At 64.7% G+C, this 18072-nt stretch carries 16 protein-coding genes; 11 read left to right on the forward strand and 5 right to left on the reverse strand.

The features are described 5' to 3' along the window. The first annotated feature begins 30 nt into the window (after window positions 1-30). The 5 genes from acnB to KAK11_RS07675 all read left to right on the forward strand — a co-directional run bounded on the left by acnB (window position 31) and on the right by KAK11_RS07675 (window position 7938). Complete coding sequence (gene acnB, locus KAK11_RS07655) at window positions 31-2622, forward strand: bifunctional aconitate hydratase 2/2-methylisocitrate dehydratase (RefSeq protein ID WP_210807855.1); 2592 nt, start codon at window positions 31-33, stop codon at window positions 2620-2622. A 94-nt stretch (window positions 2623-2716) separates the two neighbouring features. Next, on the forward strand, window positions 2717-3523 hold the full coding sequence (locus KAK11_RS07660; RefSeq protein WP_210807857.1) for a nitroreductase family protein: 807 nt from the start codon (window positions 2717-2719) through the stop codon (window positions 3521-3523). A gap of 43 nt (window positions 3524-3566) precedes the next feature. Beyond that, the gene (locus KAK11_RS07665; RefSeq protein WP_210807859.1) at window positions 3567-4226 is read left to right on the forward strand and encodes an ABC transporter ATP-binding protein; all 660 of its coding nucleotides are present in this window, start codon (window positions 3567-3569) and stop codon (window positions 4224-4226) included. Next, window positions 4217-6805: an ABC transporter permease gene (locus KAK11_RS07670; protein WP_210807861.1), complete on the forward strand. Its 2589-nt coding sequence runs from the start codon at window positions 4217-4219 to the stop codon at window positions 6803-6805. Before KAK11_RS07665 ends, KAK11_RS07670 begins: the two co-directional genes overlap by 10 nt. Further along, on the forward strand, window positions 6802-7938 hold the full coding sequence (locus tag KAK11_RS07675) for a lipocalin-like domain-containing protein (protein ID WP_210807863.1): 1137 nt from the start codon (window positions 6802-6804) through the stop codon (window positions 7936-7938). Before KAK11_RS07670 ends, KAK11_RS07675 begins: the two co-directional genes overlap by 4 nt. Window positions 7939-8008: 70 nt before the next feature. Here KAK11_RS07675 and trhP read toward each other — a convergent pair whose 3' ends face one another. Then, window positions 8009-9373: a prephenate-dependent tRNA uridine(34) hydroxylase TrhP gene (trhP, locus tag KAK11_RS07680; RefSeq protein WP_210807865.1), complete on the reverse strand. Its 1365-nt coding sequence runs from the start codon at window positions 9371-9373 to the stop codon at window positions 8009-8011. Further along, complete coding sequence (locus KAK11_RS07685) at window positions 9370-10941, reverse strand: class I adenylate-forming enzyme family protein (protein WP_210807867.1); 1572 nt, start codon at window positions 10939-10941, stop codon at window positions 9370-9372. The genes trhP and KAK11_RS07685 overlap by 4 nt, the downstream gene beginning before the upstream one ends. A gap of 127 nt (window positions 10942-11068) precedes the next feature. Here KAK11_RS07685 and KAK11_RS07690 point away from each other — a divergent pair, with 127 nt between their 5' ends. Genes KAK11_RS07690 through KAK11_RS07705 form a run of 4 tightly spaced genes read left to right on the forward strand, consistent with a single transcriptional unit; the run spans window position 11069 to window position 13478 of the window. Beyond that, window positions 11069-11596: a GbsR/MarR family transcriptional regulator gene (locus tag KAK11_RS07690; protein WP_210807869.1), complete on the forward strand. Its 528-nt coding sequence runs from the start codon at window positions 11069-11071 to the stop codon at window positions 11594-11596. 57 nt (window positions 11597-11653) lie between these two features. Continuing rightward, window positions 11654-12130 (forward strand): thiol-disulfide oxidoreductase DCC family protein, encoded by a 477-nt coding sequence (locus KAK11_RS07695; RefSeq protein WP_246498546.1) that lies wholly within the window; start codon window positions 11654-11656, stop codon window positions 12128-12130. Next, complete coding sequence (locus tag KAK11_RS07700) at window positions 12127-13029, forward strand: NAD-dependent epimerase/dehydratase family protein (RefSeq protein WP_210807873.1); 903 nt, start codon at window positions 12127-12129, stop codon at window positions 13027-13029. The genes KAK11_RS07695 and KAK11_RS07700 overlap by 4 nt, the downstream gene beginning before the upstream one ends. Continuing rightward, a complete protein-coding gene (locus KAK11_RS07705; RefSeq protein WP_246498548.1) occupies window positions 13026-13478 on the forward strand; it encodes a DUF2269 family protein in 453 nt (150 codons plus the stop codon). Before KAK11_RS07700 ends, KAK11_RS07705 begins: the two co-directional genes overlap by 4 nt. Here the strand turns inward: KAK11_RS07705 and KAK11_RS07710 are convergent. Both KAK11_RS07710 and KAK11_RS07715 read right to left on the reverse strand, forming a co-directional pair. Further along, complete coding sequence (locus tag KAK11_RS07710; RefSeq protein ID WP_210807877.1) at window positions 13456-14478, reverse strand: NAD-dependent epimerase/dehydratase family protein; 1023 nt, start codon at window positions 14476-14478, stop codon at window positions 13456-13458. The genes KAK11_RS07705 and KAK11_RS07710 overlap by 23 nt on opposite strands. An 11-nt stretch (window positions 14479-14489) precedes the next feature. Further along, window positions 14490-15170, reverse strand: a complete 681-nt coding sequence (locus KAK11_RS07715; RefSeq protein ID WP_210807879.1) for a hypothetical protein — start codon at window positions 15168-15170, stop codon at window positions 14490-14492. Between the two features lie 171 nt (window positions 15171-15341). Between KAK11_RS07715 and KAK11_RS07720 the strand changes: the two genes are divergently transcribed. Together KAK11_RS07720 and KAK11_RS07725 are read left to right on the forward strand one after the other, a co-directional pair. Beyond that, a complete protein-coding gene (locus KAK11_RS07720; protein WP_210807881.1) occupies window positions 15342-16304 on the forward strand; it encodes an aminotransferase class IV in 963 nt (320 codons plus the stop codon). Beyond that, the gene (locus tag KAK11_RS07725; RefSeq protein ID WP_210807883.1) at window positions 16301-17032 is read left to right on the forward strand and encodes a sulfotransferase-like domain-containing protein; all 732 of its coding nucleotides are present in this window, start codon (window positions 16301-16303) and stop codon (window positions 17030-17032) included. Before KAK11_RS07720 ends, KAK11_RS07725 begins: the two co-directional genes overlap by 4 nt. Here KAK11_RS07725 and KAK11_RS07730 read toward each other — a convergent pair whose 3' ends face one another. Next, entirely contained in the window at window positions 17033-17914 is an 882-nt protein-coding gene (locus tag KAK11_RS07730; protein ID WP_210807885.1) for a DUF808 domain-containing protein, read from the reverse strand. Window positions 17915-18072: the final 158 nt, after the last annotated feature.

The following is an 18072-nucleotide window of genomic DNA, read 5'->3' on the forward strand; positions in this document are numbered from 1 at the left end:
CTTCACTCACCGCCCCTCAGGAGCCTAGACATGCTGCAAGCCTATCGCCAACATGCCGCCGAACGCGCCGCGCTCGGTATCCCGCCGCTGCCCCTTGACGCCAAGCAGGTCGATGCCCTGATCGAGCTGATCAAGAACCCTCCGGCTGGCGAAGATGCTTTCCTGCTGGACTTGCTCACCCACCGCGTGCCCCCGGGCGTGGACGACGCTGCCAAGGTCAAGGCCAGCTTCTTGGCGGCCGTGGCCCATGGTGACCTCAAGGTCGGTTTGATCAGCAAAGCCAAAGCCACCGAGCTGCTGGGCACCATGGTGGGCGGCTACAACGTGCACCCCCTGATTGAGCTGCTGGACGACGCCGAAGTCGCCGGCGTGGCCGCCGAAGGTCTGAAGAAGACCTTGCTGATGTTCGATTACTTCAACGACGTGGCTGCCAAGGCCAAGGCCGGCAACGCCAAAGCCAAGGAAGTGATGCAAAGCTGGGCCGATGCCGAGTGGTTCACCAGCCGTCCCGAAGTGCCCAAGACCATCACCGTCACCGTCTTCAAGGTGCCTGGTGAAACCAACACCGACGACCTGTCGCCCGCTCCCGACGCTTGGAGCCGCCCAGACATCCCGCTGCACTATCTGGCCATGCTGAAGAACACCCGCGCTGATGCGGCCTTCAAGCCCGAAGAAGACGGCAAGCGCGGCCCCATGCAGTTCATCGAAGACCTGAAGAAAAAGGGCAACTTGGTTGCCTATGTAGGCGACGTGGTGGGCACCGGCTCCAGCCGCAAGTCGGCCACCAACTCGGTGGTCTGGGCCACCGGCCAAGACATCCCCTTCGTGCCCAACAAGCGCTTTGGTGGCGTGACCCTGGGCGGCAAGATCGCCCCCATCTTCTTCAACACCCAAGAAGACTCCGGCTCCCTGCCCATCGAAGTGGACGTGAGCAAGCTGGAGATGGGCGATGTCATCGACATCCTGCCCTACGACGGCAAGATCATGAAGGCTGGCACTGAAGTCACGGCCTTCAAGCTCAAGAGCGACGTGCTGTTCGACGAAGTGCGCGCCGGCGGCCGTATCAACCTGATCATCGGCCGCAGCCTGACGGCCAAGGCCCGTGAGTTCCTGGGCCTGCCTGCGTCCACCCAGTTCCGCCTGCCCACCGCGCCGGCCGCCACCAAGGCTGGCTTCACGCTGGCACAAAAGATGGTCGGCCGTGCCGTCGGCATGCCCGAAGGCCAAGGCGTGCGCCCCGGCACCTATTGCGAGCCCAAGATGACCACCGTGGGCTCGCAAGACACCACCGGCCCGATGACCCGTGACGAGCTGAAGGACTTGGCTTGCCTGGGCTTCTCGGCCGACTTGGTGATGCAATCGTTCTGCCACACCGCCGCCTACCCCAAGCCCGTGGATGCCAAGATGCACCGCGAGCTGCCGGCCTTCATCTCCAACCGTGGCGGCGTGGCCTTGCGCCCCGGCGACGGCGTGATCCACTCTTGGCTCAACCGCTTGCTGCTGCCCGATACCGTGGGCACCGGCGGCGACAGCCACACCCGCTTCCCCATCGGCATCTCCTTCCCCGCGGGCTCCGGCCTCGTGGCCTTCGGTGCTGCCACCGGCGTGATGCCCTTGGACATGCCCGAATCCGTGCTGGTGCGCTTCAAAGGCCAGATGCAACCCGGTGTCACCCTGCGTGACCTGGTCCATGCCATCCCGCTGTACGCCATCAAGGCCGGTCTGTTGACCGTGGCCAAGGCCGGCAAGAAGAATGTCTTCTCCGGTCGCATCCTGGAGATCGAAGGCCTGCCAGACCTGAAGGTCGAGCAAGCATTTGAACTGAGCGACGCTTCGGCTGAGCGCTCGGCCGCAGGTTGCACCATCAAGCTCAACAAGGAGCCTGTGGCGGAGTACCTGACCTCAAACATCGTGTTGATGAAGAACATGATCGCCGACGGCTATGCCGACGCCAAGACGCTGCAGCGCCGCATCGAGAAGGTCGAAGCCTGGTTGGCCAACCCGCAGTTGCTGGAAGCCGACAAGGACGCCGAGTACGCCGCCGTGATCGAGATCGACCTGGCCGACATCAAGGAGCCCATCGTCTGCTGCCCCAACGACCCAGACGACGCCAAGTTCCTGTCTGAAGTCGCAGGCACCAAGATCGACGAGGCCTTCATTGGCTCGTGCATGACCAACATCGGCCACTTCCGCGCGGCCGCCACGGTCTTGGGCGGCGCCCGTGACATCCCCGTCAAGCTCTGGGTGGCACCGCCCACCAAGATGGACGCCTCCGAGCTGATGAAGGAAGGCCACTACGCCAACTTCGGCGCCGCCGGTGCCCGCACCGAAATGCCGGGCTGCAGCCTGTGCATGGGCAACCAGGCCCAAGTGCGCGAAGGCGCGACGGTCATCTCCACCTCCACCCGCAACTTCCCCAACCGCTTGGGCAAGAACACCAATGTGTTCCTGGGCTCGGCCGAGTTGGCCGCTGTGGCGTCCAAGCTGGGCAAGCTGCCGACCAAGGAAGAGTACCTGGCGGCCACCGGCGTGATTACGGCGAAGGCGGATCAGATCTACAAGTACATGAACTTCGACCAGATCGAAGAGTACGTGGACAATGCCAAGAGCGTGACCGCCTGAAACCCCTGAAAGGCCGCAAGGCCTTCAGCCCAAAGCCCAGCGCGCAAGCCCTGGGCTTTTTCTTTGGCTCTACCACTGGCGTGAAGCCTCTGCCATGACTGACTGCAACCTCCAAAGCCTGCTGCGCGCCCACCGCTCCATCCGTGCCTTCAAGCCTGACGATGTGCCCACCGAGCTCACGGACGGCCTGCTCGAAGCCGCCATCCTCGGCAGCTCCAGCTCGGGCAATCTCAACACCTATGCGGTGGTCGAGACGCGAGATGCGGCGCGCAAGGCCGAGTTGTTCCGCCTGCACGGCGAGCAAGCCATGATCTTGCAAGCGCCGGTGATGCTGACTTTTTGCGCCGAGGCGCGGCGCACGCGCGACTGGCTGGCGCGGCATGAGGCGAGGGACAACTTCAACAACTTCCACGGCTTTCTGGTGGCCGCCTTTGACGCCTTGATCCTTGCGCAAAGCATGGCCTTGGCCTGCGAGGCCGAGGGCTTGGGCATTTGCTACCTGGGCACCACCTTGAACGCTGCGCCAGAGATCGCCCGCTTCTTGGCGCTGCCGCCAGGCACCCTGCCCGTGACCAGCTTGGTGCTGGGCTGGCCCGCTGAAGTGCCCCAGCCGCGCGACCGCCTGCCCCTGGCCGCTTACCTGCATCGCGAGCGTTATCAGCGCGCCCAGCCTGAGCAGATCGACGCGCTGTATGCCCAGCGGGACGAGCGCGGCCTGCAGCGCTACCAAAGCCTGAGCGCCGATGCACGCCAGCGCTGGGCTGAGCATGGCATCACCTCCTTGGCGCAGTTCTACACCTCAGAGCTGAAGTACTCGCCCATCGCCATGCAAGGCATTTCCCGCGAGCTCTTGGCCTTGCTCGAACAGCAAGACTTCATGAACAACGGCGATGCTGCTTGATGGGCACGCGTCTGTGCATGGCTTGGTCAGAGAGAATTCCCCCATGAGTCCTCTCTTGCGCGCCCAAGGTCTGGCCAAAGCCTATGGCGACAGCGCCGTGTTTCGGGCCGTCGACTTAACGCTGGAGCGCGGTGAGTTGGTGGCGTTGCTGGGTGAGTCGGGCACGGGCAAATCGACGCTGCTCAATTGCCTGGCTGGATTGGACGAGCCTGACGCCGGCACGATAGACATCGACGGACAATGCCTCGCAGAGCTCGATGAAGCGGGTCGCGCCGAGCTGCGCCGGGCCAAACTGGGTTTTGTGTTCCAGGCCTTTCATGTGCTGCCCCACCTAAGCGTGGCGCAAAACGTGGCCCTGCCCTTGCTGCTGCTGCACCGGCCCGACCCCGCGCGGGTGCAAGCCATGCTGGACGCGGTGGGCTTGGGCAGCTTGGGCGCACGCCTGCCCCGCCAGCTCTCTGGCGGTCAGTTGCAGAGGGTCGCCATCGCGCGGGCCTTGGTGCACCAACCTGCTTTGATCCTGGCCGATGAGCCCACCGGCAACCTGGACGCCCGCCATGCGCGAGAGGTGATGGACCTGCTGCTGGCTCAGGTGCGCGCCGAAGGGGCCGCCTGCTTGCTGGTCACCCACTCTGAGCAGGCCGCAGCACGCGCGGACCGAGCACTGCGGCTGGACGAACAGGGAATCCGCCCGTGGGCCTGAGCCGCTCACTGCGCCTCTTTGCCGAGCTGAGCTGGCCGGCGCTGCGTGACCAGGCCGGGCGCCAAGGGCTGGCCTTGTTGGCCATTGTCCTGGGCGTGGCCCTGGGCTTTGCCGTCCATGTGCTCAACAGCACCGCCTTGGCGGAGTTCTCCAGCGCCGCGACCAGCCTGCAAGGCCAGCCCGATGTGGTGCTGCGCTCTGAGGCGGCCCTGGGCCTGCCCGAAGCCCTCTTGGCCAACTTGGCGGCAGACCCCCAAGTGCAGTGGGCCTCGCCCCGCCTGGACGGCCAAGCCTTGGCGCACGATGTGCAAGGCCAGGCCTTTGGCCTGCGCCTGGTGGGCTGGGACCTGCTACAAGGGGCCTCGCTCCACCCCGACTTGCTGCCGCAAGATCGTGCCGCAGACACCCTGCCCGCCAGCCCCCTGGCAGGGCTGGACCCGCAGATCATCTCGCTCAACCCTGCCGCCCAACAAAGGCTCGGCGGCCAGGCTCACACCTTGAGCCTGCGAGTCGCTCAGGCCGACACTGGCCAAGCGCAAAGCCACACCTTCAAGATCGGCCCCAGCCATCGGGCCGCTGGCTCCCCCTTAGCGGTCTTGGACATCGCAGCGGCCCAACTGGTGCTGGGCAAACTGGGCCGGCTCGACAGGATCGATGTGCGGCTGGCGGCGGGTGTGGACGCCGCGCAGTGGGCAGCCGCGCAGCGTTGGCCTGCTGGCGTCAGCGCGGCACCACCCCTGGATGAGGGCTCCCGCCTCAGCGAGATGACTCGGGCCTATCGGGTCAACCTCAGCTTGCTCTCGCTGATGGCCCTGTTCACGGGCAGCTTTTTGGTGTTCGCGGTGATGTCTTTGTCCGTGGCCCAGCGCTTGCCGCAGTGGGCCTTGCTGGGCGTGCTGGGCATGACGGGCGCCGAGCGGGCGCGCTTGGTGCTGCTAGAGGCCGCACTCTTGGGCGGCTTGGGCAGTGTGCTGGGTTTGGCCTTGGGCTGGGGGGTGGCGCAATGGGCTTTGCAGGCCTTGGGCGCCAATTTGGGCTTGGGCCATCTGTCTGCTGGCATGAGCGTGACGCAACTGCCTTGGGCCGCCGCCGGGCTGTTTGGGGGGCTGGGCTTGGCCTTGAGCCTGCTCAGTGCCGCCCTGCCCGCGCTGACGGTGAGGCGCCTGCCAGCGGCCCAGGTGCTCAAAGGCCTGGGCAGTGGCAGCGGCCCGTCCACCCCCCCTTGGCTGGGGCCGCTGCTGCTGCTCTTGGGCTTGGGCTTGGCGCTGCTGCCCCCACCGCCCAAGACCTGGCCGCTGGCGGGTGTCCCCCTGGCGGCCTATGCCGCCATGCTGTGCATGCTGCTGGGAGGCATCGCCACGGTGCCCACCGCCTTGCGGGCCGGCCTGGCCCTGCTGCGTGGCTGGCCCGGTGCAAAGCAGCAAGCCCTGGTCTTGCTGGTGGAGCAACGCGCCCGCGACCAAGCCGGCGAGGCCAGCCGGGCGCTGGCCGGGGTGCTGGTGAGCCTGAGTTTGTCGGTGGCCATGCTGGTAATGGTGGGCAGCTTCAGGGATTCACTCACCCAGTGGCTGAACCAGATGTTGCCCGCCGACCTGTATCTGCGCTCCAGCCTGCAGGTCCAGCAAGGCAGCGCCAGCCTGTCGGCGCCCCTGCCACCGGCCTTCCTCGCGGCGCTGCAATCCAGCAGCGTCGTGCGGGCGTTCGAACCCCAGCGCAGTGACGAGGTGCAAATGGGCGGCCAGCGTTTTGCCTTGCTGGCCAAGAAGGTGGACGAAGCGCAATTGCCGCTGGCGCAAGCCCTGGCCACCGCCGAGACGCCATCCGGCCAGACGCCCATCTACATCAGCGAGGCCTTGCGAGACAGCCTGCAGCTCCAAACCGGCGACTCAGTGGCGATGCGCCTGCGCTCTGAGCTGCCGCCGCTCCAGGGCTTTGTCCGCGGCGTTTGGCGCGACTACGCCCGCCAAAGCGGTGCCGTCTTGATGCCGCTCTCCGACTATCAAGCCTGGACCCAAGACCAGCGCATCAATGAGGTGAAAGTTTGGCTGGCCCCCGGCCAGAGCAGCGCCCAAGCGCAACAGGCCTTGCGCGCGCTGGCGGCGCAGCCAGACGACCTGGAGCTGGCGGACAGCCAAGAGCTGCGAGAGGTGTCGATGAAGATTTTTGACCGCAGCTTTGCCGTGACCGTCTGGCTGCAGGCGGTGACCTTGGCTATTGGCGTGTTTGGCATCGCCGCCAGCCAGTCGGCCCAGGTGCTGGCGCGCAGGCGGGAGTTTGGCTTGCTGCTGCATTTGGGCTTGACCCGTGCGGGGGTCTTGCGCCTGCTGGCAGCGGAGTCGGCCTTGCTGTGCAGCGTGGGTTGCCTGGCCGGGCTGGGGCTGGGCCTGGGTTTGAGCGCCGTGCTGATCTGGGTGGTGAACCCCCAGAGCTTTCACTGGAGCATGGACATGAGCCTGCCTTGGCCGCGTCTGGGGGTCTTGCTGCTGACGGTGTTTGCCGCCGGCGTGCTATCGGCCCTGTTGGCCGCCCGCCAAGCCGCCAGCAAAGCGGCCGTGCAATCGGTGAAGGAGGACTGGTGATCCCGCGTCGCAGCGTTTTGGCCTCGGCCGCTGTGCTCGGCGGCCCCGGCTGGGCGTGGGCCTCCAAGGCCCCAGGCTTGCAGTTCCCCCGCGACTTTGGCGCCCACCCCCAGACGCGCCTGGAATGGTGGTACTTGACCGGCATCCTGCACACCCCGTCGGACGCGGGCCGGCCGGACGCTCGACCAGCCTTTGGCTACCAACTCACCTTCTTTAGGGTGTTGGGCCCGGCCCCCGCAGACCACCCGAGCGCCCTGGCCGCGCGCCAAGTCTTGATTGGCCATGTGGCCCTGAGTGACCTGCGCCAAGGCCGGCTGGTGCATGACCAGCGTCTCGCCCGCGCCTACCCCGGCGTGGCGCAGGCCCAAGAGGGAGACTGCCATGTGCAGATGCGGGACTGGTGGCTGCGCCGCGAGGCTGGCGGGGACGGGGATGCAGCGGGCCTGAGCCGCTACAGGGCCCGCTTCCAGGGCCAAAGCCCGGGTCAAGCCTTCGGCTTAGACCTCACGCTGCAGTGCACACAGCCCGTTTTGCTGCAGGGCGAGAGGGGGCTCTCCCGCAAAGGCCCAGGTAAATACCAGTTCAGCCACTACACCAGCCAGGTACAAATGCGCACCCAAGCCACGCTGCGTTGGGGCGGGCAAGCGCAGCCCCTACAAGGCATGTCTTGGCTAGACCAGGAGTGGAGCGACCAGTTGCTGGGCTCAGCCAGTGCGCCTCAAGACGAAGCCGTGGGTTGGGACTGGGCGGGCCTCAACCTCTTGGACGGCAGTGCCCTGACAGTGTTTCGCCTGCGGCGGGCCGATGGCTCCGTGCTGTGGAGCGGCGGCAGTTGGCGCAATGCCCAGGGTGTGCTGCGCAACTTTGCGCCCAACGAACTGAGCATGCAGCCGCTGCGCCATTGGCGCAGCCCCAGCAGCAGCGCCAGCTACCCGGTGGAATGGTTGATCCGCTGCCCGGCCGGAACATTCAAGTTGAGCGCCCTGCTGGATGCCCAGGAGATCGACGCCCGCCTGAGCACCGGCATGCGCTACTGGGAAGGCGCCGCCCGCCTGACCCAGCCCAGCGGCGAGGGCCTGGGTTGGGGTTATCTGGAGATGACGGGCTATGCGGGGCGTATGCGGTTGGTGTGAGCGGCTGGGGTGAGCCGCAGAAGGCCGGGCGGCGGCCCATTCACTTGCAGCTGCACTGCCCCTGCTGAACTTACAAGAGGCGGGCGAGCAGCGCGCCCTCAGAGGGCAAGCCCAGCGGCACCCACACCCGCACGGGGCTGCCCTGCGCCACCTGCACCGGCTCATTGTCGAGGTTACGCATCTCGTTCAACTCCACCACACGGTTGCCGCTGGGGTGGATGACTTCAATGCGGTCGCCCACCGAGAACTTGTTCTTTGTTTCGACCTCGACCCAGCCGTCTTCCCGCACGCTGCGTACCTCGCCCACAAAGTGGCTGCGGTGCAGCTCAGAGTGGCCGCTGACGTAGTTTTGGTAGTCGTTGGCCGGGCGGCGCTCCAGCAAGCCACCGGTGTAGCCGCGGTTGGCCAAGCCTTCCAACTCCATCAACAACTCGGGGTTGAAGGGGCGGCCGGCCACCGCATCATCAATGGCGCGCCGATAGACCTGCGCCGTGCGGGCCACGTAGTAGAGGCTCTTGGTGCGGCCTTCGATCTTGAGCGAGTCGACGCCAATCTTGGCCAAGCGCTCGACATGCTCCACCGCGCGCAGGTCTTTGCTGTTCATGATGTAGGTGCCGTGCTCATCTTCCATGATGGGCATCAGCTCGCCGGGGCGGCCTTTTTCTTCCAGCAAATAGATGCGGTCGGCCGCTGGGTGGCGCTGGCCGCTGCCGCAGGTGGAGAAATTGCTCTCGGCCTCGGCTGCGGCCTCGCCAAAGTTGAAGTCGCTGTCCAGCTTGGCCACAGGAATGGCCTCGCCACTGGCTGAGTTTTCGGTGGCGGCTTGCGTGCCATATTCCCAGCGGCAGGCGTTGGTGCAGGTGCCTTGGTTGGGGTCGCGGCGGTTGAAGTAGCCGCTGAGCAAACAACGGCCCGAGTAGGCGATGCACAGCGCGCCGTGCACAAAAACTTCCAACTCCATGTCGGGGCATTCGTTGCGAATGCCTTCGATCTCGTCCAGGCTCAACTCGCGCGAGAGGATGATGCGGCGCACCCCCAGCTTTTGCCAAAACTTCACCGTGGCCCAATTGGTGGTGTTGGCCTGCACCGAGAGGTGGATGTCCACTTCAGGCCACTTCTCGCGCACCTGCATGATGAGGCCGGGGTCGGCCATGATGAGCGCGTCGGGCTTCAGCGCAATCACCGGCTCAATGTCGCGCAGGTAGGTGCGAACCTTGTCGTTGTGGGCGATGAGGTTGCTGGTGACAAAGAACTTCTTGCCCCGCGCATGGGCCTCTTGAATGCCTTGGCCGATTTGCTCCAGGCGGAACTCGTTGTTCCGGGCGCGCAGCGAATAGCGGGGTTGGCCCGCGTACACGGCGTCGGCGCCAAAGTCATAGGCGGCCCGCATCTTGGCGAGTGAGCCGGCGGGCAGCAGCAGTTCTGGGGATTTCATGGCGGCGATTGTCCCAAATCCGCGCCCACAGGGTCGGCCTGCAACCTCTCCCGCAGCGCGGTCTTCAGCACTTTGCCGTAGTTGTTCTTGGGCAAGCTCTGCACCCACACATAGCGCTTCGGGCGCTTGAAGCGCGCCAAATGGGCCACCACATGGGCGTCCAGCGCGGCCGCCGTTGGTGCAGAGGACCCGCGTGGCACCACGTAGGCGACCACCGACTCGCCCCACTCCGCGTCGGGCGCGCCCACCACCGCAACCTCGGCCACAGCGGCGTGCTGCAGCAGCACCTCCTCGATCTCGCGCGGGTAAATGTTGGAACCACCGCTGATGATCAAGTCTTTGCTGCGGTCCTTCAGGGTCAGGTAGCCCGCTGCATCCAAGCAGCCCATGTCGCCCGTCCACAGCCAGCCCTCACGCAGGGCGGCGGCAGTGGCTTCGGGGGCTTGCCAGTAGCTCGCCATCACGCTGTCGCCCGCCAGCAGCACTTCACCGACCTCGCCCACCGCCACTTCTTGGCCGTGCTCATCGGCCACCCGCACCCGGACGGTGGACTGCGCCCGCCCCACCGAGGCCAGGCGGGCGACATATTCCGGCTGCGAGGTGTCGCCCAAATCAGCCCGGCTCAGGGCCGTGCCCACCATGGGGCTCTCGCCCTGGCCGTAGATCTGCACAAAGCGCGGCCCCATCACCCTCAAAGCACGTTGAATGTCGGCGGCATACATGGGTGCGCCACCGTAGACAATGGTCTTGAAGCTCTGTGCAGCGACCTCAGGCCCCCAGCCCTGGGCCTCGGCATGGTCCACCAAGCGCTTGACGATGGTCGGCGCGGCAAACAGCGAGAGCGGGCCGATGTGGCGGCCCAGGCTGAACAGTTCCGCCGCATCAAAACCGCCGGACAACGGCACCACATGCCGGGCCCCTGCCAAGAGATGCGGCAAAGCATAGAGCCCGGCGCCATGGGACATGGGCGCGGCATAGACGATGGCGTCCTGCGCCTGCACAGTGTCCACATCCACAAAGTAGCCCAGCGCCATGGTTTGCAGGTTGCGGTGGGTGATCATCACGCCCTTGGGCCGGCCCGTCGTGCCGCTGGTGTAGAACAGCCAAGCGGTGTCGTTGGGCGCGCGCTGGGCCACAGGCAGGCTGGGCTCCGGCACGGCTTCCAGCATGGCCAGCATCGCTGGGCTGTCAACGTCAACCACGCGCTCCAAGCCTGCCCCTGCAGCCTCCCCTTCAGGCAGCGCGTCTCGGCTGACAAAGGCCCAGCGTGCCCCCGCGTTGTGGGCGATCCACTGCAGCTCTTTCGGGTGGAGCTTGGCGTTGACCGGCACCACCACGCCGCCCATCCACCACACGCCGAACAAAATTTCTAAATAGCGCGGGTGGTTGCGCATGAACAGGAGGACTCGGTCCCCGGGATTCAAACCTGCGGCGCGCAAGTGCTGGGCCAACGCCTTGGCGCGGGCCGCCCACTCGACGTAGGTCGCGGTGGGCTCGGGCCCTTCAAACAGCGCGGGACGCTCGGGCTGGGCTGCGGCCCAGCGAGCGAGATGGTGTGCGAGATTCATGGCCCCGCAGCATAGGGGCTGGCAAGCCCCCACGCACTTGGGCGAACTGCTGATCGCCCCGAGTGGCCCAAGATGTCGCATCAATTTCTGTCTTGACAGAAATATCGGACACCAGCATCATGGCGGCATGGAACTTTCTGAGACCGCCCGCCGCTTCATCGTCCATTGGGGTGAGATGGGCACCGCTTGGGGCGTGAACCGCAGCGTGGCCCAAGTCCACGCCCTGCTCTACTTTCACGGCAAACCCTTGCATGCGGAAGAGATTGCCGACACCCTGTCCATCGCCCGCTCCAATGTCAGCACCAGCCTGAAGGAGCTGCAAAGCTGGAACTTAATCCGCGCGACTCAAGTCCTGGGCGACCGGCGCGATTACTTTGAGACCTCGCTGGATGTCTGGGAGTTGTTCCGCACCATCGTTCGCGAACGCAAAGAGCGCGAGTTCGACCCCACGGTGCGGGTGCTGAAGGACCTGGTGTCCCAGCCGGGCTTTGAGGCCGAACGTGCGGACACTCAAGACCGCGTCCGTGAGACCCTGCGCTTCATGGAAACGCTGGGCGCTTGGTCGGACGAGATGTTGCGGCTCTCACCTGGCACTTTGGAGAAGGTCTTGCGCATGGGGGCCAATGTCCAGAAGTTTGTGCGAGGGGACAATTAGTCCCCTTTTTTTGGCAGTTTATTTCTGTTTTTACTGAAATTTCAAACGGAGATGTCCATGAACCCAGCGATCTATCCCCTGACCCTGTTCTATGACGCTTCTTGCCCCTTGTGTGCCGCCGAGATGCACAACCTGATGCTGCGCAACACAGCAGGGCACCTGGCCTTTGTGGATGTGTCAGCCCCCGAGGTGCCCAGCCACATCGACGGCGTCAGCCGCGAGGCCATGATGACCGAGATCCACGCCCGCCAAGCCGATGGCGAGTGGGTCCGTGGCGTCGACGTGTTCCGTCTGGCCTATCAAGCCGCCGGCCTGCCTCAAGTCTCGAAGGTGCTGTCGTGGCCGCTGTTGGCCCCCATGGCCGATGCACTCTACCCTTGGGTCGCACGCAACCGCCAACACATGCCCCAAGTGCTTTCGGGGCTGCTCTTTGGGCGAGCCCTCCGGCGGGCGGCCGCCCAGGTGCAGGCCCGGCAGTGTGCGGCGGGAGCCTGCAGCGCCACCCCCAATACCTCATCGGAGCAGGCGTCATGAACATCCTGCTGTGCGGTGCCACGGGCTTCATCGGCCGCCGCATCCACCAAGCCTTTGTGCGGGCCGGGCACACGGTGCGAAGCCTGCATGAGCCCCTCAGCCCCGGGGTGCAGCCTCTGCGCTTCACTCAAGCCACCTGCCCCAGCCGCTGGCGCCCGTGGCTGGAAGGGATCGATGCCGTGGTCAATGCGGTGGGCGTGCTGCGGGACAGCCGCCGCACGCCGATGCAAGTGGTGCACACGCAAGCGCCCGTGGCGCTGTTTCAAGCGGCTGCTGACGCCGGTGTGCGCAGGGTGCTGCACATCTCTGCATTGGGGCTAGAGACCAACCCACGCCTTTATGCCCGCAGCAAGTTGGCCGCCGAAGCTGCTTTGCTGCGTCTGAACGACCGCGGCCTGCTCGATGGTGTGGTGCTGCAACCGAGCGTGGTGTTGGGGCCGCAGGGCGCCAGCACCCAACTCTTCTTGCAGATGGCGCGTTGGCCATGCTTGGTGTTACCCAAATCAGCCTTCACGTGCCGCATTCAACCGGTGTGTGTGGACGACCTGGCCGAGGCCGTGCTGAAGCTGGCCAACCCGACTTGCGACGTGACGGGGCGCTTGGCCGTGGTCGGGGATCAAGCCATGACCCTCTCTGACTTCATTCAATCCTTGAGGCAGCAGAGAGGCCTGCGCCCAGCGCGGCATTGGGCCTTGCCAGATGCCCTGGCCTATTGGGGAGCCACGCTGGGGGACTGCCTGCCCTTCACCCCGTGGGGCCATGACACCCTCTCCTTGATGAGCCAAGACAACACCGCCGACAGCCGGCCGCTGGCCAAGCTTCTGGGCTACCCACCGCGCAGCGCCTCGGCCTTTTGGGGCACGCTCCCAGAGGCACACGACAGATGGCTCGCATCATGACACGTCGTCAATGGGCCCTGGCCAGCCTCTCTGCGCTGTGGTGCGGCACGGATCTGTTCTTTGCCAACCGCAGCGGCTCTGTGGCGGCACAGGCCGTGGTGGCGCGCTTGGTGGTCAAAGCAGACTGGTGGTTCACCACGCCCGCGGTGCTCATCCAACCGTTGACGGGTCTCTGGCTAGCGCAGCTCGCAGGCTGGCCCCTGAGCACACCGTGGCTGGCCAGCGCACTGGCACTCTATGTCTTGGCGGGAGCATGCTGGCTGCCTGTGGTGTGGCTGCAGGTTCGCATGGCCAAAACCGCTGCCGCCTGTTGTGCCCATGATCAAGCACCATTGCCAGAGGGCTATTGGCGAGATGCCAAGCGGTGGGAAGTCTTGGGCTACCCCGCGTTCACGGCCATGGTGCTGGTCTTCGGCTTGATGGTGTTCAAGCCGCCGCTGTGGGCTTGAGCAAGCCTGCCAACAGTTGCGCCTCTCGCTCGGGCCTCAAGCCCGCCAGGGTGAAGGCTTGCTGATCTGGCGGCAGCCCCTGCCACCACGCCAGCGTGTCAGCGACCGTCTGCACCATGGGGCGGATGCGCAAACCTGCCGCTGCTGCCCGCGCACCGCTGACCCGCATGAAAGCGGCGTACTCCCCCTCGGGCGGCAACCACACGGGCATGTCCACCCAAGGCCGGACCTCCGCGTGGGCGAGCTGCTCTGGGCTCGCCCAGACCCAGGTTGGCCTCACGCCAGCAGCCTCGGCACAGGCCTCGAGCAAAGCACCAAAGGTGATGTCGCCAGCCGGGGTGACCGCGTTGAAGACGCCCGCTTGAGCCCGGGCCATGAGGTGGACCGCAAAGGTGGCCAGATCGCGCGCATCAATGAACTGCACGGGATCATCTGGAGTGCCTGGCACAGGGATTGGCTCTAGCGGCTGTGCCCTGCTCACCCGCGCCGGCCACCACGTGAAGCGTTGCGTGGGGTCATGCGGCCCCACCACCAAACCAGGGCGAATGAGGGTGCAATGCTCAGGCCCCCACTCGCGCAACAGCGCTTGCTCGCACAGGGCCTTCAAGGGGCCATAGGTGCGGCCATCGACGACCTCGGTGTGCTCATCCTCAAGCTGCCCCAGCGCAGCAGTCTCGTCATTCGGCTGCGTGGCATCGGCATAAGCCGACACACTGGAGATGTAGAGGTAATGGCCGACGCGCCCCTTGAGGCATCGGGCTGAAGCTCGGACTTCTGAGGGAATGTAGCCGCAGGTGTCCACCACCACATCCCAGGTGCCATGAGCCAGGGCCTGAAGATCGACTCGCCGATCCCCGAGGCGCCGCTCGACCCTGCCCGCCCAGGGCGGCAGCACAGATTGGCCGCGGTGAAACACTGTGACTTGATCACCGCGGGCGAGCAGCGCCTCGACGATGTGCCGCCCGACAAAGCGGCTGCCGCCCAAGACGAGGCAACGCATGGGTCAGCGACTCACTTCATCTCGGCACGAATGGCTTTTTCATCGTCTTCGCGGTAGCGACGGCCGCCGCAATTGGCGCTCCAATCCATGCGCTTGTCCTCATAGGCAGCCTCCTCAGACTCGAGCTTCTTGTTGCCTTCGTTCCATGCCAACGCGCGCTTTTGGTTCGCGTCTGCCCTGGCGTTGAACCTGTTAATGCTTTCCTGGACACCGTCCATGACGCCCTTGCTTTCTGCCTTGAGGGCCGCATCTTGCGCCTGCAGTTCGCGCTCCTCCTTGCTGATGTCGCGCATCATCTTTTCGAGCATTACACCTGTCCGCCCACTGTCTTTGGCTTCAGCAACCTTTTGATTGAAGGCATTCACCCTATCGCCGAAAGCTTTGTGCTTCTCATTGAACGCCTTCACCTGTGCGTTCTTGGCTTGAACTTCTTCGCGGAGCGGCTTGATGTCTTCTGCATCTTTAGCAATGGCTGCTCGCTCGGCATCCATGTCAGCACGGCGTTTCTGGATGTCTTCGCGCTGAGCCTTTAGGCCCTCCTGCTGCTTGATGCAGGAGCGCAACTCTTGAATGGTCATCATCTTGCCATTCGCGGGTGCTTTGCCCTCCAAGGTCTGGGCAGTCGAGACGCCATTGACCAACCCGAACAGCACAGCACAACTGATGGCCAGCCTTTTGGAACGATTCTTCATTCTGCAATTCCTTTGAAGATGACGCGCGATAACGCGCCCTTGAGAGTTTGAAACAAAGCCGATAGGCTCAAGTTCCGTGCCACGTACAGCGTGACGCCAAGCACGTCATGATGCCATCTCATCCAGCGCCGACTACACTCCTGCGCGTCCAGATCAACCCGCATGGCAACCATGGCCCAAAGCATTCACGACTTCCACGACGACCCGCGTAACGCTGAGATCCGCATCTGGATCAACGGTGCACTGCACCACCGGGATGACGCCAAAATTTCCGTCTTTGACAGCGGTTTTGTGCTGGGCGATGGCGTATGGGAGGGCCTGCGAGTCGTCCGTGGACACCCCTTATTCTTGGGGGCTCATCTGGACCGGCTTTACGAGGGCGCCAAAGCCATCGCGCTGGATATCGGCATGAGCCGGGAAGCCCTCACCGACGCGATCTACGACACCTTGGCCGCCAACGCCATGGACGACGGTGTGCACATCCGTTTGATGGTGACGCGCGGCATGAAGCGCACGCCCTACCAAGACCCTCGCGCCTGCATCGGGCAGGCCACGGTGGTGATCCTGCCGGAGTTCAAGCTGGCTAAGCCGGAGACGCTGGCGGCTGGCCTGAACCTTTTCACCGTGCATGTGCGCCGGGGCTTTCCGGATGTGCAAGACCCCAAGCTCAACAGCCACAGCAAACTCAACTGCATCACGGCCTGTATTCAGGCCACCACGGCGGGCGCCGATGAAGCCTTGATGCTGGACCCACACGGCTTCGTGGCCACCTGCAACTCCACCCACTTCTTCATTGTTCGCCAAGGCGAAGTCTGGACCAGCACGGGCGACTACTGCCTCGGCGGCATCACCCGCTCCAATGTGATCCGCGTTTGCAGGGAAGCCGGCATCCCGGTCTTCGAGAAGAACTTCAGCCTCACCCAGGTCTATGGGGCCGATGAGGCGTTTTGTACCGGCACCTTTGCGGGCGTGGTGCCTGTCAAGACCGTCGATGGCCGAGTGCTCACAGACAGCCTGCCCGGCCCCATGGTGCAACGCTTGCAATCGCTCTACAAAGACCTGGTGCAACGCGACGTCGCCCAAACAGCGCAAGCACAAGCCGCCCGGCGCAGCGCACAAGGAGCGCGCGCATGACACTTCGCCTAGCCATGTGGAGTGGGCCGCGTAACATCTCCACTGCCATGATGCGGGCCTGGGAAAACAGGCCCGATTGCGCCGTGAGCGATGAGCCGCTGTATGCGGCCTACCTGGCGCAAACGGGGCTGGATCACCCTGGCCGCGCAGAGATATTGGCCCACGGTGAAACCGACTGGCGCAAGGTGGTCACCACACTGCAAGGCCCAGCGCCAGACGCCAAGCCGATCTGGTATCAAAAGCACATGACCCACCACCTCTTGCCTAGCATGGCGGTGGACTGGATTCATGGCTTGACCAATGTGTTGCTGATCCGGGCCCCGGACCAGGTGGTGGAGTCGTACCTGAAGTCGCGGGCAGAAGTCGCACCCGAGGACATCGGTCTGTTGCAGCAGGTGACCCTCTTCGAGGCCATCGAAGCCCAAACAGGCCACGCGCCCTTGGTCATTGATGTCGATGATTTTCTGCAGCAGCCAAGCGCTTATCTTCAAGCGCTTTGCGAACACCTCGGCATCGCCTTTATGCCGAGCATGTTGTCTTGGCCGGCCGGGCCCAGGCCCAGCGATGGCATCTGGGCGCCGCATTGGTATGACGCGGTGTGGCGCTCTACCGGCTTCGAGCCCTGGCGGCCGCGCCAGCCTCAGCTTTCAGGCCAAGGTCTGGCCGTGGCGAAGGCGTGTGAGCCGGCCTACGCGCGACTTCACGCGGCGCGGCTGCGGCTGGCCTGATCAGGCCTTCAGCTTCTGGACCAAGGTCACGCCGCCCAAGACCAAGGCTCCCGCCACAATGCCCACCAAGCCTTCGGCCAGCAGGCCCGCCACGCCACCCAAGGGCTCAATCAAATGGTGCAAAGGCCCGATGCCGTGAATCAAAATGCCGCCGCCCACCAGGAACATGGCAGCGGTGCCCGCCACGGCCAAAGCTTTCATCAGCCACGGTGCCAAGACGAGCAGGAAGCGGCCAAAGGCCTGCGCGGCTGAGCTGGCTTGTCGGCTCAGGTAGAGCCCGGCATCGTCCAGCTTCACGATGCCCGCCACGATGCCATACACCCCGACCGTCATGACCAGCGCGACCAGAGCCAACACCGTGAACTGGGTCTGTAAGGGCTGAGTGGCCACCGTGCCCAAAGTAATGGCAATGATCTCGGCCGACAAGATGAAGTCGGTGCGCACAGCGCCCTTGATCTTGTCCTTCTCAAAGGCCACAAGGTCAACCTCAGGGTTGCTCAAGGCTTGCGTCAATTCCGCGTGATGCGCTTCGTCCTCTTCGGGCTTGTGCAAAAAGCGGTGCGCCAGTTTCTCAAAGCCCTCGTAGCAGAGAAAGGCTCCGCCAATCATCAACAGCGGCGTGATCAACCAAGGCATAAAGGCACTGATGGCCAAGGCAGCCGGCACCAAAATGGCTTTATTCAAGAGCGAGCCCTTGGCCACCGCCCACACCACGGGCAATTCGCGGTCCGCCTGGACACCGGCCACCTGCTGTGCGTTCAGCGCCAGATCGTCCCCGAGCACGCCCGCCGTCTTCTTGGCAGCGACTTTGGTCAACACCGCAACATCGTCCAAGATCGTGGCGATGTCGTCGATCAATGCAAGCAAACTGGCAGCGGCCATGGCGGGGATGATCCTCGTACAAAACCCTACATGCTAGCGCCAATTAGAGCCTCGATGTCTCCTTGGCCGTGGGACGCCTTGTGAGCCCCCAAAGGTGCAGCGGCGACACTCATCGAAACTGGGTCGCCCGCACGGTGAGGATTGACCGGGCTGAATGG

Source organism: Ideonella paludis (genome assembly GCF_018069865.1).
In the GTDB taxonomy this organism is placed as follows: Bacteria; Pseudomonadota; Gammaproteobacteria; order Burkholderiales; family Burkholderiaceae_C; genus Ideonella; species Ideonella paludis.

What these genes read in the sequence shown, in the direction of transcription:
- trhP (WP_210807865.1), bottom strand. Translation starts at nt 9,373, where the DNA reads ATGAAATCCCCAGAACTGCTGCTGCCCGCCGGCTCACTCGCCAAGATG.
- acnB (WP_210807855.1), top strand. Translation starts at nt 31, where the DNA reads ATGCTGCAAGCCTATCGCCAACATGCCGCCGAACGCGCCGCGCTCGGT.
- KAK11_RS07705 (WP_246498548.1), top strand. Translation starts at nt 13,026, where the DNA reads ATGACACGTCGTCAATGGGCCCTGGCCAGCCTCTCTGCGCTGTGGTGC.
- KAK11_RS07685 (WP_210807867.1), bottom strand. Translation starts at nt 10,941, where the DNA reads ATGAATCTCGCACACCATCTCGCTCGCTGGGCCGCAGCCCAGCCCGAG.
- KAK11_RS07695 (WP_246498546.1), top strand. Translation starts at nt 11,654, where the DNA reads ATGAACCCAGCGATCTATCCCCTGACCCTGTTCTATGACGCTTCTTGC.
- KAK11_RS07730 (WP_210807885.1), bottom strand. Translation starts at nt 17,914, where the DNA reads ATGGCCGCTGCCAGTTTGCTTGCATTGATCGACGACATCGCCACGATC.
- KAK11_RS07700 (WP_210807873.1), top strand. Translation starts at nt 12,127, where the DNA reads ATGAACATCCTGCTGTGCGGTGCCACGGGCTTCATCGGCCGCCGCATC.
- KAK11_RS07715 (WP_210807879.1), bottom strand. Translation starts at nt 15,170, where the DNA reads ATGAAGAATCGTTCCAAAAGGCTGGCCATCAGTTGTGCTGTGCTGTTC.
- KAK11_RS07725 (WP_210807883.1), top strand. Translation starts at nt 16,301, where the DNA reads ATGACACTTCGCCTAGCCATGTGGAGTGGGCCGCGTAACATCTCCACT.
- KAK11_RS07665 (WP_210807859.1), top strand. Translation starts at nt 3,567, where the DNA reads ATGAGTCCTCTCTTGCGCGCCCAAGGTCTGGCCAAAGCCTATGGCGAC.
- KAK11_RS07720 (WP_210807881.1), top strand. Translation starts at nt 15,342, where the DNA reads ATGGCCCAAAGCATTCACGACTTCCACGACGACCCGCGTAACGCTGAG.
- KAK11_RS07690 (WP_210807869.1), top strand. Translation starts at nt 11,069, where the DNA reads ATGGAACTTTCTGAGACCGCCCGCCGCTTCATCGTCCATTGGGGTGAG.
- KAK11_RS07660 (WP_210807857.1), top strand. Translation starts at nt 2,717, where the DNA reads ATGACTGACTGCAACCTCCAAAGCCTGCTGCGCGCCCACCGCTCCATC.
- KAK11_RS07710 (WP_210807877.1), bottom strand. Translation starts at nt 14,478, where the DNA reads ATGCGTTGCCTCGTCTTGGGCGGCAGCCGCTTTGTCGGGCGGCACATC.